The sequence below is a fragment of the Paludibacterium sp. genome (assembly GCF_019232825.1).
GTDB lineage: Bacteria > Pseudomonadota > Gammaproteobacteria > Burkholderiales > Chromobacteriaceae > Paludibacterium.
Window position 1 is genome coordinate 21,807 of sequence record NZ_JAFAND010000090.1, and the last position, 16,190, is coordinate 37,996.

A 16,190-nucleotide genomic window follows, 5' to 3' on the forward strand; every position below is an offset into this window, starting at 1 on the left:
GGGCGGCCGCGGTCACTCCGACATGGCGGCCAAAAGCTCGGCCTGATGTTCGGCGGTCAAGGCATCGGTCAATTCGCTCATATCGCCGTCCATCACATATTCCAGCTTGTACAGCGTCAAATTGATGCGATGGTCGGTCACGCGTCCTTGGGGAAAATTATAGGTGCGGATGCGCTCGCTACGGTCGCCGGATCCGATCAGACTTTTGCGCGTGGCAGCCTCCTTGGCCTGTGCCTCGCGCAGCTGGACGTCCATGATGCGCGCCGCCAGCACCGACATGGCGCGCGCCTTGTTCTTGTGCTGCGAGCGGTCATCCTGACACTCGACCACAATGCCCGTCGGCAGGTGGGTAATGCGCACCGCGGAGTCGGTCTTGTTGATGTGCTGCCCGCCGGCGCCGGAGGCGCGGAAGGTGTCGACGCGGATATCGGCCGGATTGATCTCGACCTCGGCCACTTCGTCGGCCTCCGGCATGACGGCGACGGTACACGCCGAGGTATGGATGCGTCCCTGGGTCTCGGTCACCGGTACACGCTGCACGCGATGGCCGCCGGATTCGAATTTCAACCGCGAGTAGGCGCCAAACCCGACAATACGGGCGATCACTTCCTTGTAGCCGCCCAGATCCGACTCGGACGCCGAGACGATTTCCACCTGCCACCGTTGACGCTCGGCATAGCGGGTATACATGCGCAGCAGATCGCCGGCAAACAGCGCGGCTTCGTCGCCGCCGGTGCCGGCGCGGATTTCCAGATAGATATTGCGCTCGTCGTTCGGGTCTTTCGGCAGCAGCAGTTTCTGCAGCGCGACGTCGAGCTCGTCCATGCGCTCCCGCCCGGCATTGAGCTCCGCCTGGGCGAACTCCTTCATGTCCGGATCGGCGAGCATTTCCTCGGCCGTGTCGATGTCCACCTGGCACTGTTGCCACGCGTGCCACGCCTCGACCACCGGCGTGAGCTCGGCGTGCTCGCGCGTCAGACGACGGTAGTTATCCATGTCGCTGGTGACGCTGGGCTGGGCGAGCAACTGCGTCACTTCCTCGAGCCGGTCGGCCAGTTGAGACAATTTGGCGGCGATCGACGGTTTCATCAGGACTCCGAATGCAAGCGGTAGATCCGCGTCACGGCCTGGCGCATGGCGTCTTGTTCCTCGCCTCGCTGCGACAACGCCTGTGTCGGCGGATGCATCAATTTGTTGGTCAACTGGACCGATAAGGTTTCCAGCACTTTTTCTGGGGCATCGCCCCGGGCCAATTGTTTCAGCGCGGCCTCGAGCGCCTGCCGTCTCAATCGTTCGCCCTCGTCGCGCAGCGCGCGGATCAACGGCACGCTCTGACGCTGGCGCAACCAGTGAGCGAATTCGTCCACGCGGGACACGATGATGCCTTCCGCCTGCTCGGCGGCCACCTGGCGCGCCTCGCGGCCGACCTCTACCACGCCGGCGATGTCGTCGACGGTGTACAGGAATACATCGTTGAGCGTCGCGACCTCGGGCTCGACGTCGCGCGGCACCGCCAGATCGAGCATGAACATCGGCCGGTGTCGGCGCAATTTGATCGCGCGCTCGACCATCCCCTTGCCGATGATCGGCACCGGGCTCGCCGTGGAGGTCACCACCACGTCGAAGCGGGCCAGACTATCGTGCAGATCGGCCAGCGTCATGGCCGTGCCGCCGAAACGCGTGGCCAGCGCGCGGCCGCGCTCGAGCGTGCGGTTGGCCACGGTGATGCCCGCGGGTTGCCTGGCGGCGAAATGGGTGGCCACGAGCTCGATCATTTCCCCCGCGCCGACGAACAACACATTCAATTCGCCGATGCTGGCGAAAATCTGCTCGGCCAAGCGCACGCCGGCAGCGGCCATCGAGACCGAGCTCGCGCCGACCGCCGTCTTGCTGCGCACTTCCTTTGCCACCGAGAACGCCTGTTGAAACAGCGCGTTGAGGTGGGTGCCGAGCGTGCCGGTCTCTTGCGCCACACGCACCGCATCCTTGAGCTGACCTAGGATTTGCGTTTCGCCCAGCACCATGGAGTCGAGCCCGCTGGCGACGCGGAAAGCATGCCGCGCCACCTCGTTGGCATCGAGCCGGTACAGATAAGGCGCGATCTCGTCCGGCGTCATGCGATGGTACTGAGCCAGCCAAGCGATGGCATCCGCCGGATGCGACCCGGCGCAATAGATCTCGGTGCGGTTGCAGGTGGACACAATGGCCGCCTCGGCGGCAGCCTGGCTTTGCGTCAGCTGACGCAGGGCATCCGGCAGCGCTTCCACCGGGAATGCCAGTTTTTCCCTGATCGACAGCGGGGCGGTTTGATGGTTGAGCCCAAAAGCCAGAAGATGCATTGCGTGCGTGCCGGACCGCGAATGAAAGGGGTTAGTTTAACGTATCTTGTATCACAAGTCCTGTTGGTACAGGACAACCGATTATATCAATCCCCAGACAAGGCGGCCGGCAGGCCCTTGGGCTCGTTTGCTAGAGCACGAGCCCAGCGATCATGGCCGACAACAGACTGACCAGCGTTGCGCCGTAAACCAGCTTAAGCCCGAAGCGCGACACCATGTTGCCGCGCTCCTCGTCCAGCCCTTTGACCGCGCCGGCAATGATGCCGATCGAGCTGAAGTTGGCAAAGGACACCAGAAAGACCGACAGCGTGCCGCGGGTATACGGGGTCAAATGCGCGGCCTGATCCTTGAGCGACATCATGGCGACGAATTCGTTGGCCACGAGCTTGGTCGCCATGATGCTGCCGGCCGGGACGATGTCCTGGCCGGGAATGCCGATCAGCCAAGCCAGCGGGTAGAACAGGAAGCCCAGCGCGTGCTGAAAATCGATGCCGAAACATTGGGTGAACACATAGTTGACAGTGGCAATCACCGCGATGAAGCCGATCAGCATGGCGCCGACGATCACCGCGACCTTGAAGCCGGCCAGGATGTAATCCCCCAGCATTTCAAAGAACGCCATGCGCACCCCGGGCGCGACGATCAGCTGATCCTCGTCGCTGCCGGCATCGTAAGGGTTGATCAACGACAGAATGATGAACGTGCTCAACAGATTGAGAATCAGCGCCGCCACGACGAAACGCGGGGCGATCAGCTGCATGTAGGAGCCGACGATCGACATCGATACGGTGGACATGGCCGTCGCGGCCAGCGTGTACATGCGCTTTTCGCTAAAGCCGCCGATGATGTTCTTGTAGGCGATGAAATTTTCCGATTGGCCGACGATCATCGCGCCGACCGCGTTGAACGATTCGATTTTGCCCATGCCGCTCAGCTTGGCCAACACGAGCCCGATCCCGCGGACGAGCCAGGGCAAAATGCGCAGATGCTGCAGGATGCCGATCAGCACGGAAATATAGACGATCGGCATCAGCACCATGAGGAAGAAGCTGAACTCGCCCTGGCGCAGCAAACCGCCGAAAACGAAACGCGTGCCCTCCGAGGCGAAACGCATCAGCTGATCAAACACGGCGGCCATGCCGCCGACCACGACCAAACCGGCTCCGGTGTGCAACAGCGCGTAAGCGACAGCGATTTCGACCAGCAGAAGCTGGGCGACGTAACGGATTTTGATGTGTTTACGGTCGCGGGCGACGAGTTGGGTCAGGCCGAAGACGACGATAAGCCCGAGGATGAACTGAACGATATGCATGATTCTAAAGCGGGTTCTCGGTTGCCGGGAGGCAAAAGGCGCTTATGCTACCGTGTCTTGACGTGGAGATAAATCAGCGTTGCGACACGAATCTTGCCGGAACCGGGCTCGCGCCGGTCGGCAACGACACGCTAAGATACGGCGAGGAGGATTCGTCATGTCGCAGAAACTCGCTGACATCCGCAAGGATTACAGCAAAAAGGAACTGTCTCCGGAAGATTGTCTGCCGGACGCGGTAGCGCAGTTCGAACACTGGCTCAACGAGGCAATCAGCGCCGAAGTTCCCGAGCCCACGGCCATGCACGTGGCGTCGGTCGATGGCGATGGCCGCCCCAGCGCGCGCGTGGTGCTGCTCAAGGGCGTGGAGAACGGCCAGTTCCTGTTTTATACCAATTACCTCAGTCGCAAGGGGCGCCAAATTTCGGTCAATCCCTTTGTGTCGCTGACCTTTTTCTGGCCCGAACTGGAACGCCAGGTACGCATCGAGGGCCAGGCGCGCCAGTTGCCGGGCGAGGTGTCGGATGCTTATTTCGCCAGCCGGCCTTATCCCAGCCGCCTCGGCGCTTGGGCGTCGGAACAAAGCACAGAAATCCCCTCCAAGGCGGAGCTGATCAAACGTGCGGCGCTCTTTGGCGTGCGTTTCCCGTTCAAGGTGCCGCGCCCGCCCCACTGGGGCGGCTACGCGGTGACGCCGGACCGCATCGAATTTTGGCAAGGGCGCCCAAGCCGTCTGCATGACCGGGTGCTGTATACGCTCGCGCCGGATGGCGAATGGCACAGGGTGCGGCTCGCGCCCTGAGGACCTCGCTCCTCTTAGGGCCAGGGAAGGGTCATTCCATTACAAGGGACAGCAGCCAAGTCATCGCTTCATCCCGCTAGATAGCAAGGCGCGGCCGTCGGCCGCGCCTTTCCTTTTTATGCGGAGAATTTATGAAGAAGCGATTGTCCATTTGTCTTGTCCTCGCCGCTGGCGTACTGAGCCAGCCGGCTGCGGCCGCCTATCTGGTCGACATTCAGTCCCTGACTCGGCAGGGAATCGTCGCGACCAACACGTTGCCCGCCGATTTTCAACCGGCACGCAGCCAGACGTTTCCAGGCGGCAAGGTCATCACGCGCTATCAGCAATACTATCAAGGCATTCCCGTCTGGAATCAGGCGGTCATCGGCGTGCGCGCGCCCTCCATCGTTGGCAACAGCAACCGTTACGACGGCAAGATGGCCGCCGGGCTGCAACAGGATCTGCCCTCGGTCAAACCGGCGCTGACGGCGAACCAAGCGCTGGCGCAAGCCAAAGGGTTGAAGGCGGCCGGACAGCCGGTCATCAATGAAAAGGCGCAGCTCCTGGTGCAGCTCGACCGCCACCAGCGGGCGCAACTGGTCTATCTGGTGTCCTTCTTCGTGCCCGCCGCAACGCCTAGCCGGCCGTACTTCGTCATCGACGCCATGAGCGGCGCCGTGCTGAAACAGTGGGAAGGCCTGACGCATGTCGATGCCACCGGTCCCGGCGGCAACCGCAAGACCGGCAAATACGAATACGGCAAGAAATATGGATTTCTTCCCGTCAATGACAACTGCGACATGGACAACGGCGCCGTGCTGGCGATCGACCTGCGCTCGAGCGAGAATACCGACCTGTCCAAGCCGTTCCATTTCACCTGCCCGCGCAACACCGCCGACCGTGCGGTCAACGGCGCTTACAGCCCGATCAATGACGCCTATTACTTCGGCAACGCGGTGGTCAAGATGTATCAGGAATGGCTGGGTCAGCCGCCGCTCAAGGGGCCGCTCTATCTGCACGTCCACTATGGCCGCTACTATGAAAACGCCTTCTGGGACGGCAGCAGCATGAACTTCGGCGACGGCGGGCGGCTATTCTATCCACTGGTCTCGGCCGACGTCACCGGCCATGAAATCAGCCACGGCTATACGGAACAGAATTCGGGCCTGGTCTACGACGGCCAGTCCGGCGGCATCAATGAGGCTTTTTCGGATATGGCGGGCGAGGCGACGGAGTACTACGTCAAAGGCAGCAACAGCTGGCTGGTGGGCAATGACATCACCAAGGGCAAAAAGCCCTTGCGCTATATGGAGAACCCGGCCAAGGACGGCCATTCGATCGACAAGGCCGGCGATTACCGCCACGGCATGGATCCCCATGAAAGCAGCGGCGTCTACAACCGCGCGTTCTACTTGCTGGCGACATCGCCGGGATGGTCGATCCGGCAGGCATTCCAGGCATTCGCCGACGCCAACAGGCTGTATTGGAACGCCAACAGCGACTTCAATCAGGCGGCATGCGGGGTGATTCGCGCGGCCGGCGACCGCGGCTATGACGGCAAAGCCGTCACGGCGGCGTTTGCTCAGGTCGGGGTGGCGTGCAGCCAGTGAGGCGATCCGTGGCGGCGCGGGGGGCGTCCCCCGCGCCGAGGGTCTCAGAGATCCGTGATCGCCAGAATGCTCCACTTCTTCGGCAACAGTTTGCCGCGTTTGGCGCGGCGACCGAGGTACTCGGCCAGCGCCAGCTTCTCCTCGCCGGATTTGCCGCGCGCGGACAGCACCGACAGCAGCACTTTTTCGCCCCGTGCAAGGCCGATGGCGGTCAGCCGTTCGCCCTGGTCGAGCTGTATCAGCATCAAGCCCCGCCCCTTGGCCAAATCGCGCAGCTCGCCGGCGCTGAAAGCCAGCAAGCGGCCATTGTCGGCGGCGGCGACCAGTTGCAGGTCGACTTGCGCGACATCGGTGGGCACCGGCACCGGCGCGATCACGCCATCGCCTTCTTCCAGCGTGATGAAGGCCTTGCCGGCCTTGACCCGTCCCGCCATGTCGCCCACCGTGGCGATGAAGCCATAGCCCGAGGAGCTCGCCACCACGTAGCGCGCGGTCTCCGGACCGGAGAGCATGTGGCAAGGCTTGCCGCCGTCCTGCAGCTCGATCAACGACGCGACCGGCACGCCGTCGCCGCGACCCGTGGGCACATCGGCGGCGTTGACGGTATAGGCCCGGCCAAGGTTGTCTAGCACAACAATAGGCCAGACGGTCCGCGTTTCCACGATGGTGTGCTGCGCGTCGCCGTCCTTGAAGGTCAACGTCGACAAGTCGAGGTTATGGCCGACGCGGGCGCGCAACCATCCCTTCTGGGACAGAATGATGGTGATCGGCTCATCGGCCACGGTCTGGCTCAATACCGCGCGCTGCGCCGCTTTGATCTCGGTGCGGCGCGCGTCGCCGTATTTCGCGGCGTCGGCGCGAATCTCCTCGACAATCAGCGCGCGTTTGGCTTCCGGCGTATCGAGCAGATGGCGCAAACCCTCGCGCTCTTCACGCAGTTCCGACAGTTCCTTTTCCAGCTTGAAGCCTTCCAGGCGCGCCAATTGGCGCAAGCGGATTTCCAGAATGTCCTCGGCCTGCGCCTCGGACAATCCAAACGCTTTGATCAAGTCGGGCTTGGGCTCGTCCGACTCGCGAATGACCCGGATCACCTCGTCGATATGGATGAAAGCGATCATCCGGCCTTCGAGGATATGGATACGTTTTTCCACCTGCGCCAGACGGTGCGCCAAACGGCGGGTGACCGTCTCGCTGCGGAAGGCCAGCCAATCTTCCAGGATCGGCTTCAGCCCTCTCTGGCCCGGCCGGCCATCCAGTCCGATCATCACCAGATTGAGCGAGGCGTTGCCTTCCAGGCTCGTCTGAGCCAACAGCATCTGAACGAACTCGTCCGGGTCCTGCCGGCTGGATTTGGGCTCGAACACCAGCCGCACCGGCTGATTGCCGTCGGACTCGTCGCGGACGCGGTCGAGCATCGACAGCATCAAGCTCTTGAGGTTTTGCTGGTCCTGGGTCAGTGCCTTCTTGCCGGGGCGCGGTTTGGGATTGGTGGCCTCTTCGATCTCGGCCAGCACTTTCTGCGCCGAGCTGCCCGGCGGCAGTTCGCTGACGATCACTCGCCACTGACCGCGCGCCAAACGCTCGATATCCCAGCGCGCACGCACGCGCACCGAACCGCGGCCGCTTTCGTAGGCGGCCAGGATATCCTCGGCGGGGGTAATGATCTGCCCCCCGCCCGGAAAATCCGGACCGGGGATGTGCTGCATCAACTCTGCCGTGGTGAGCGCGGGGTTATCCAGCAAGGCCACCGCGGCGCCGGCCACTTCCGTTAGGTTATGCGGCGGGATCTCGGTGGCGAGGCCCACGGCGATGCCGGAGGCGCCGTTGAGCAGCAGCATCGGCAAGCGCGACGGCAACAGCTTGGGTTCCTCGAACGCGCCGTCGTAGTTCGGCACGAAGTCCACCGTGCCCATGTCGATTTCCGATAACAGCAGATCGGCATACGGCGTCAGCCTTGCCTCGGTGTAACGCATCGCCGCTGCGCCGTCGCCATCCCGGCTGCCGAAGTTGCCCTGGCCATCGATCAATGGGTAGCGCAACGTAAAGTCCTGCGCCATGCGCACCATGGCTTCGTAGGCCGAACTGTCGCCGTGCGGGTGGTATTTGCCGAGGATTTCGCCCACCACGCGCGCCGACTTGACCGGCTTGGCGCCGGCAACCAGCCCCATATCGCGCATCGCGTACAGAATGCGGCGCTGCACCGGTTTCTGGCCGTCGGCGACTTCCGGCAAGGCGCGGCCTTTTACCACGCTCATCGCGTATTCGAGATAGGCGCGCTCCGCGTACAGGTCGAGCGCAATCCAGTCGTCGCTCGCAGGCGCCGCTGCCGGCGCCGCCGGAGGAGGGGGGGGCGGCGCGCCGGTGTCGGAGGCAATATCGAACAGGTCGCCGCTCAAATGATCTTGGTTATTCATGAGACTTGGTCGCAGTCGTGTGGCCAACGGAAATTTCTTAAGAGCAGAATTGTACATGGCAAGCGGAAGGAATGGGCAATGCCACGTTCCGTCGCCCGTTCACGGATGGCGCGCCCGCGCGGAATCCCCCGGCTGCATATCTTCACATAAAGAAATATGCGCGGGCTGTAGTTATAAAACTACATGACGACATCGTAGCGCGTTTTTCTCTATAGTCCACGCCGGCGCTTCCTCTAGCACAAAGACATAAACCGTCTGTTCCTCCATGCAACTCAGGCCCTCGGGTTGCCTGACGGAGGGAAAATCGGCGATAATTGCATGATTTTTCAACGGTTGACCCTTCCAGGCCGGCCTTTGTTCACGAACTTCTGTCTCGAGGTTTCTTCCGCATGGTCTCCAGAACCGAGCTCGCCAACGCCATCCGTTTCCTTGCCATGGACGCGGTGGAAAAGGCCAAATCCGGCCACCCCGGCATGCCGATGGGCATGGCCGACATCGCCGAAGTCTTGTGGCGCGATCAACTGCAGCACAGCCCGCGCCATCCGCACTGGGCTAACCGCGACCGCTTCGTGCTGTCCAACGGCCATGGCTCGATGCTGCTCTATAGCCTGTTGCACCTGACCGGCTACAACCTCTCGATCGACGACCTGAAGAACTTCCGCCAACTGCATTCCAAAACACCGGGGCACCCGGAATACGGCTATGCGGAAGGCGTGGAAACCACGACCGGCCCGCTGGGGCAAGGCATCTGCAACGCAGTGGGCATGGCATTGGCGGAAAAGCTGCTGGCGGCCGAGTTCAACCGCCCGGGCCACACCATCGTCGATCACCGCACCTGGGTTTTCCTGGGCGACGGCTGTCTGATGGAAGGGGTTTCGCACGAAGCCTGCTCCTTGGCCGGCACCTGGGGGCTGAACAAGCTCATCGCCTTCTACGACGATAACGGCATTTCCATCGACGGCGACGTCGATGGCTGGTTCACCGACGATACGCCGGGACGCTTCGCCGCCTATGGCTGGCTGGTCATCCCCAACGTCAACGGCCATGACCCGAAGGAAATCGCGACCGCCATCGCCACCGCCAAGAAATCCGACCGTCCGACGCTGATCTGCTGCAAAACCAAGATCGGCTTCGGCGCGCCCAACAAACAAGGCGGCCACGACGTGCATGGGGCGCCGCTCGGCGCGGCCGAAGTCGCCGCCGCGCGCGAATACTTGAAATGGCCGCACGCGCCTTTCGAAGTGCCGGCCGATATCTATGCCGCCTGGAACGCCGTCGAGGCCGGCGTGGCGCGCGTACAGGAATGGGACGCGCGTTTCGCCGCTTACCGCGCCCAGTATCCGCAAGAGGCAGCGGAATTCGAGCGCCGCACGAAGGGCGAACTGCCGGCGGGCTGGGACGCGCACATCGCCGCCAAGATCGCTCAAGCCAACGACAAGGCCGAAACCATCGCCACGCGCAAGGCATCGCAAAACGCCATTGCCGCCCTGGCCGAAGTGCTGCCGGAACTGGTGGGCGGTTCCGCCGACCTGACGCCGTCGAATCTGACCAACTGGCCACAGTCCAAGTCGTTCACCGCCGCCGGCGCCGGGAACTACCTCCATTACGGCGTGCGCGAGTTCGGCATGTCGGCCATCATCAACGGCATGACGCTGCATGGCGGCGTCAAACCGTTCGGCGCCACCTTCCTGATGTTCAGCGAATACGCGCGCAATGCACTGCGCATGGCGGCGCTGATGAAGATCAACCCGGTGTTCGTGTTCACGCACGATTCGATCGGCTTGGGCGAAGACGGTCCGACCCACCAGCCGGTAGAACAGATCGCGACCCTGCGCATGATCCCCAATATGGCCGTGTGGCGTCCCTGCGATACCGTCGAATCGATGGTGGCATGGACCGAGGCGCTGTCCGCCAAAGACCATCCGAGCTGCCTGATCTTCAGCCGCCAAAACCTGCCGTTCGTCACCCGCGACGCGGCGACGGTCGCCAACATCAAGCGCGGCGGTTATGTGGTGCGCGATGCCCGCGATGCCCGCGCCGTGTTGATCGCCACCGGCTCCGAAGTCGATCTGGCGCTGAAGGCCGCCGAGCAGCTGGCGGCGCAAGGCGTGGCCGTGCGCGTCGTTTCCATGCCCAACACGCGCGCCTTCGACCAGCAGGACAAGGCCTACCGCAGCGCGGTGCTGCCGGCAGGGCTGCCGCGTCTGGCCATCGAAGCCGGCGTCAGCGATTTCTGGCGCAAGTACGTGGGCCTCGAGGGCGACGTCATCGGCATCGATCGCTTCGGCGAATCCGCCCCGGCAGGCGAGTTGTTCAAACTGTTTGGCTTCACAGTGGACAACGTGGTCGCCAAGACCCTGTCCTTGATCGGACAATAAGCAAGCACCCACAGCCGCCCCTGACCCGGGCGGCTTTTTTACACCAGGTTTCACGTGAAACCTGCCAGCACTTTGGGGAGAGAAGAGAGCATGACCATCCGTATCGCGATCAATGGCTATGGCCGTATCGGCCGTCAGGTTCTACGCGCCATCTACGAGTACGATCTCGACAAGGAATTCGAGGTCGTAGCCGTCAATGCCAGCGGAGACCTTGCCACCAACGCGCACATCACCAAATTCGATACGGTTCACGGGCGATTCCCGGCTGACATCGGTCACGACGAACACCATTTGATCGTCAATGGCAAATCGATCCCGTTCTTCAGCACGCGCGATCCCTCTCTATTGCCCTGGAAGGATCTGAAGGTCGATATCGTCATGGAGTGCACCGGCGCCTTCACCAGCAAGGCCAAATGCCAAGCCCACCTGCAGGCGGGCGCCAAGAAGGTGCTGATTTCCGCCCCCGGCGGCGACGACGTCGACGCCACCATCGTGTATGGGGTCAATCATTCCGTGTTGAAGCCGGAAATGACTGTCGTCTCCAACGCATCCTGTACCACCAACTGTCTGGCGCCGGTGGCCAAGGCGCTCCACGACAAGATCGGCATCGTCAAAGGGCTGATGACCACCATTCACGCCTTTACCAACGACCAAGTGCTGACCGACGTGCGTCACAAGGATTTGCGCCGGGCGCGCTCGGCGGTCCAAAACATGATTCCGACCAAAACGGGCGCCGCCAAGGCGGTGGGACTCGTGCTGCCGGAACTGGCCGGCCGCCTCGACGGCTTTTCCGTCCGCGTACCGACCATCAACGTGTCGCTGATTGACCTCACTTTCGAATCCGCGCGCCATACCAGCAAAGACGAAATCAACGAGGTGGTCCACGCCGCGTCGGAAGGGGAAATGAAAGGCATCCTGGGCTACAACACCATGCCCTTGGTGTCGATGGACTTCAATCACACCACCGAACCGTCCACATTTGACGCCACACTGACAAAAGTCACTCACGGAAATATGGTGAAAGTTCTCGCTTGGTACGACAATGAGTGGGGGTTCAGCTGCCAAATGCTGAACACCGCCCGCGCCATGTTCGCCGCCTGAGCCGGAGAGCTCGCAAAAAGGCCCCGCCTCGAGGTGGGGCCAATGTCGGTGGGCGCGGGAATTCTAGACTCATCTGAACAACCAGGACTGAAAAATGGAATTCAAAAAATTGACTGATCTGGATCTGCACGGCAAGCGCGTGCTGATCCGCGTGGACATGAACGTGCCGGTCAAGGATGGCGTTATCGGCGACGATACCCGTATCCGCGCCTCGCTGCCGTCGATCCAGCACGCGCTGGGGCAGGACGCCGGCGTGCTCTTGATGACCCACCTCGGCCGTCCGACCGAAGGCGAACCCAAGCAGGAAGACAGTCTGGCCCCGGTAGCCGCACGGCTGGCCGAACTGCTGGGCCGCCCGGTGCGTCTGGCCGCCGAGTGGCAGGCCGGCGTCCCCGTCGCCGCGGGAGAAGTCGTCATGCTGGAAAACGTACGGCTGAACAAGGGCGAGAAGAAGAACAACGCCGAGCTGGGCCAAGCTTATGCCCGCTTGTGCGACGTCTTCGTCAACGACGCCTTCGGTACCGCCCACCGCGCCGAAGCCTCGACGCATGCCGTTGCCGCCGCCGCGCCGGTGGCATGCGCCGGTCTGTTGCTGTCCGCTGAATTGGACGCGCTGGGCAAGGCGCTCGAGCATCCGGCCCACCCGCTGGTGGCGATTGTCGCCGGTTCCAAGGTGTCGACCAAGCTGACCATTCTGGAAGCCCTGGCCGACAAGGTCGATCAGCTGATCGTCGGCGGCGGCATCGCCAACACGTTCCTGCTGGCCGAAGGCCACACCATCGGCAAGTCGCTGGCCGAGCCGGATCTGGTCGAGCAAGCCCGCACCGTGATCGCCAAGATCCGCGCCCGCGGCGGCGACGTGCCGTTGCCGACCGACGTGGTCTGCGCCAGCGAATTCGCCGAAACCGCTACCGCCACGCTGAAGAACGTCAAGGACGTCAGCGCCGACGATATGATCCTCGACATCGGTCCGGACTCGGCCGCCGAGCTAGCCAAGCTGATCGCCAAGGCTGGCACCGTGGTATGGAACGGCCCGGTCGGCGTGTTCGAGTTCGAGCAATTCAGCCACGGCACCCGTCTGCTGGCGCAAGCCATCGCCGACGCGGACGCCTTCTCGATCGCCGGGGGCGGCGACACGTTGGCGGCGATCGCCAAGTTCGGCATTACCGAGCGCATCAGCTACATCTCCACCGGCGGCGGCGCCTTCCTCGAGTTCCTCGAAGGCAAGACGCTGCCCGCCGTGGCGATTCTGGAAGAACGCGCCCGCGCTTAAGCGGACGCCAGGAAACGACGGAGGAGGGACGCGATGACGCTGAATATCTGGTTGTTGTTCATCGCCACCACCTTCTTCGTTTCCGCCACACCCGGCCCCAACATGCTGCTGGCGATGACGCACGGCATTCATCACGGGGTACGGGCGACGCTGGTGACCTGTGCCGGCCTGATGGCCGGCCTATTTCTCTACATACTGGTCTCGGCCGCCGGGCTCGGCGCGCTGTTGACGACTTCCCCGCGCTTGTTCGCCGTCATTACCTACGCCGGCGCGGCCTATCTGTTATACCTGGGCATACGCACTTGGCGCGCCCGGCCGGTCACGCCGCAAGAGGCGCGCGTCGATGGCGGCCTGTCGGCGCCGACGCGTTTCCGCAATGGCTTCCTGGTTGCGCTATCCAATCCGAAGGCGGTGATTTTTTTCGCCGCCTTGTTTCCGCAGTTCATGAATCCGCGCGCGCCGCAACTGCCGCAGCTGATGATTCTGACTGCCTCGTTTTACGTGATTGAAGCCTGCTGGCAATTCGCTTACGCCAGTGGCGGCGCCAAGCTTTCCGGCTGGCTGCAATCGCCCCGGCACATCCGTTTGGTCAACCGCCTGTCCGGCGGCGCCTTCGTCTGTGCCGGCATCGTTTTAACCGGTGTGACACACCACTGAAGCAACGCCGCGGGTCTCGCGACCGGCGGTCTATCATCTGCGCCCTGAGGGAGAAATTCATGGCACTCGTTTCAATGCGTCAATTGCTGGATCACGCGGCCGAATTCGGCTATGGCTTGCCGGCTTTCAACGTCAACAACCTGGAGCAAATGCGCGCCATCATGGAGGCCGCCGACAAGGTCGATGCGCCGGTCATCGTTCAGGCCTCCGCCGGCGCGCGCAAATACGCCGGCGCGCCCTTCCTGCGCCACATGATCCTGGCGGCGGTGGAAGAGTTTCCGCACATCCCGGTGGTCATGCACCAAGACCACGGCGTCAGCCCCGACATCTGCCAGCGCTCGATCCAACTGGGCTTCAGCTCGGTGATGATGGATGGCTCGCTCAAAACCGACGGCAAGACGCCCGCCGATTACGATTACAACGTCGGCGTCACCCGCACCGTGGTCAACTTCTCGCACGCTTGCGGCGTGTCGGTGGAAGGTGAAATCGGCTGCCTGGGTTCACTGGAAACCGGCAAGGCCGGCGAAGAGGACGGCGTCGGCGCCGAGGGCACGCTCGACCACAGCCAGCTCCTGACCGACCCGGAAGAAGCGGCGCGCTTCGTGCGCGATACTGGCGTGGACGCGCTGGCCATTGCCATCGGCACGAGCCACGGCGCCTACAAATTCAGCCGCAAGCCGACCGGCGACGTGCTGCGCATCGACCGCATCAAGGAAATTCACGCCCGCATCCCCAACACCCACCTGGTCATGCACGGCTCGTCGTCAGTGCCGCAGGAATGGCTGGCGATCATCAATCAATACGGCGGCGAGATTCCGGAAACCTACGGCGTGCCGGTCGAGGAAATCGTCGAGGGCATCAAGCACGGCGTGCGCAAGGTCAACATCGACACCGACCTGCGCCTGGCCAGCACCGGCGCGATCCGCCGTTTCCTCGCCACGCATCCGGGCGAGTTCGACCCGCGCAAATACTTGGCCGAAACCATCAAGGCCATGCGCGATATCTGCATCGCCCGCTACGAGGCGTTCGGCACCGCGGGTCAAGCCAGCAAGATCAAGCCGGTCGGTCTGGAAGCCATGGCGAACCGCTATACCAAGGGTGAACTGGCGCAGATCGTCAAATAAGCGCCACAGCCGCCATAGCAAAACGGCAGCGCCCTCGCGGGCCGCTGCCGTTTTTCTCGTCCGCCGCGCGGCCTAACGCGCGCGACGCTCCCGTACCGCGCGCGCCAGCTGGTCCAACAGCGCCTCGGTATCGTCCCAGCCGATACAACCGTCGGTAATGCTCTGGCCATAGACCAGCTCGCAGCCCGGTTTCAAATCTTGCCGCCCCGCGACCAGATGACTCTCGACCATGACGCCGAAAATATGTTTATCGCCTGCGGCCAATTGGTCGGCCACATCCTGGCCTACCTGCATTTGCCGGCGGTAGTCCTTGCGGCTATTGGCATGGCTGAAATCGACCATCACCTTTTGCCCAAGGCCGACGGCTGCGAGCTCGGCCGCCGCGGCAGCGACATGCTCGCTGCTGTAGTTGGGCTCCTTGCCGCCACGGAGAATCACGTGGCAGTCAGGGTTGCCGCCGGTGGAAACGATGGCGGAATGACCGGTCTTGGTGACCGATAGGAAATGGTGCGGCTGGCCGGCGGCGCGGATGGCGTCGATGGCGATGCGCAGATTGCCGTCGGTGCCGTTTTTAAAGCCAACCGGGCACGACAGGCCCGACGCCAGTTCACGGTGAACCTGCGATTCCGTCGTGCGCGCGCCGATGGCGCCCCAGGCGATCAGATCGGCGAAGTACTGCGGCGTAATCATGTCGAGGAATTCGGTGGCCGCCGGCACACCCAGATTATTCAGTGTCAAAAGCAACCGGCGCGCGAGGCGCAAACCGGCATTGATGTCGTAGGACTCGTCCAGATGCGGATCGTTGATCAACCCTTTCCAGCCGACGGTGGTGCGAGGCTTTTCAAAATAGACCCGCATGACGATGACCATCTCCTGGGCATATTTTTCGCGCAAAGGCAGCAAGCGGCGGGCGTATTCCTCGGCGGCGGCGACATCGTGGATGGAACAGGGACCGATCACCACCAGCAGGCGGTCATCTTCGCCGCGCACCAAGGCGGCGATTTCGCGCCGGGTGTTGAAGATCAGCTCTGAAGCCATATCGTTGATCGGCAGCTCATACAAATGGGCAATCGGTGGCAATAACTCCTTGATTTCCCGAATTCGCACATCATCGGTCTGGTGTTGCATTGAGAATCCCTTGACATCTGTTTTTTGGCGACTTAGAGCAAGATACCCTCATTCGAACGGCCAGTACAAGCGTTTT

General features: G+C 62.6%; 12 protein-coding genes. 7 read left to right on the forward strand and 5 right to left on the reverse strand.

Annotated elements, in window-relative coordinates:
• Window positions 1-12: 12 nt before the first annotated feature.
• From prfA to JOZ06_RS11355, 3 genes are all read right to left on the reverse strand, one after another.
• A complete protein-coding gene (gene prfA / locus JOZ06_RS11345) occupies window positions 13-1,089 on the reverse strand; it encodes a peptide chain release factor 1 (protein ID WP_293232452.1) in 1,077 nt (358 codons plus the stop codon).
• The gene (gene hemA / locus JOZ06_RS11350; RefSeq protein ID WP_293232454.1) at window positions 1,089-2,339 is read right to left on the reverse strand and encodes a glutamyl-tRNA reductase; all 1,251 of its coding nucleotides are present in this window, start codon (window positions 2,337-2,339) and stop codon (window positions 1,089-1,091) included. The genes prfA and hemA overlap by 1 nt, the downstream gene beginning before the upstream one ends.
• 130 nt (window positions 2,340-2,469) lie before the next feature.
• Window positions 2,470-3,651 (reverse strand): nucleoside transporter C-terminal domain-containing protein, encoded by a 1,182-nt coding sequence (locus tag JOZ06_RS11355; protein WP_293232455.1) that lies wholly within the window; start codon window positions 3,649-3,651, stop codon window positions 2,470-2,472.
• A 157-nt stretch (window positions 3,652-3,808) separates the two neighbouring features.
• On the opposite strand from JOZ06_RS11355, the gene pdxH reads away from it, so the two are divergent.
• Both pdxH and JOZ06_RS11365 read left to right on the forward strand, forming a co-directional pair.
• On the forward strand, window positions 3,809-4,450 hold the full coding sequence (gene pdxH / locus JOZ06_RS11360) for a pyridoxamine 5'-phosphate oxidase (RefSeq protein WP_293232457.1): 642 nt from the start codon (window positions 3,809-3,811) through the stop codon (window positions 4,448-4,450).
• Between the two features lie 131 nt (window positions 4,451-4,581).
• The gene (locus JOZ06_RS11365; protein ID WP_293232459.1) at window positions 4,582-6,039 is read left to right on the forward strand and encodes a M4 family metallopeptidase; all 1,458 of its coding nucleotides are present in this window, start codon (window positions 4,582-4,584) and stop codon (window positions 6,037-6,039) included.
• A gap of 44 nt (window positions 6,040-6,083) precedes the next feature.
• Here JOZ06_RS11365 and parC read toward each other — a convergent pair whose 3' ends face one another.
• Complete coding sequence (gene parC / locus JOZ06_RS11370; RefSeq protein ID WP_293232461.1) at window positions 6,084-8,453, reverse strand: DNA topoisomerase IV subunit A; 2,370 nt, start codon at window positions 8,451-8,453, stop codon at window positions 6,084-6,086.
• Window positions 8,454-8,842: 389 nt separating this feature from the next.
• On the opposite strand from parC, the gene tkt reads away from it, so the two are divergent.
• From tkt to fba, 5 genes are all read left to right on the forward strand, one after another.
• On the forward strand, window positions 8,843-10,831 hold the full coding sequence (gene tkt / locus JOZ06_RS11375) for a transketolase (RefSeq protein ID WP_293232463.1): 1,989 nt from the start codon (window positions 8,843-8,845) through the stop codon (window positions 10,829-10,831).
• 90 nt (window positions 10,832-10,921) lie between these two features.
• A complete protein-coding gene (gene gap / locus JOZ06_RS11380; protein WP_293232465.1) occupies window positions 10,922-11,932 on the forward strand; it encodes a type I glyceraldehyde-3-phosphate dehydrogenase in 1,011 nt (336 codons plus the stop codon).
• Between the two features lie 94 nt (window positions 11,933-12,026).
• Complete coding sequence (locus JOZ06_RS11385; RefSeq protein WP_293232467.1) at window positions 12,027-13,205, forward strand: phosphoglycerate kinase; 1,179 nt, start codon at window positions 12,027-12,029, stop codon at window positions 13,203-13,205.
• A 33-nt stretch (window positions 13,206-13,238) separates the two neighbouring features.
• The gene (locus JOZ06_RS11390; protein WP_293232469.1) at window positions 13,239-13,862 is read left to right on the forward strand and encodes a LysE family translocator; all 624 of its coding nucleotides are present in this window, start codon (window positions 13,239-13,241) and stop codon (window positions 13,860-13,862) included.
• Between the two features lie 59 nt (window positions 13,863-13,921).
• Window positions 13,922-14,986, forward strand: a complete 1,065-nt coding sequence (fba, locus tag JOZ06_RS11395) for a class II fructose-bisphosphate aldolase (RefSeq protein ID WP_293232471.1) — start codon at window positions 13,922-13,924, stop codon at window positions 14,984-14,986.
• 72 nt (window positions 14,987-15,058) lie between these two features.
• On the opposite strand, the gene aroG is transcribed toward fba, so the two are convergent.
• Window positions 15,059-16,114: a 3-deoxy-7-phosphoheptulonate synthase AroG gene (aroG, locus tag JOZ06_RS11400; RefSeq protein ID WP_293232473.1), complete on the reverse strand. Its 1,056-nt coding sequence runs from the start codon at window positions 16,112-16,114 to the stop codon at window positions 15,059-15,061.
• Between the last annotated feature and the right edge of the window lie 76 nt (window positions 16,115-16,190).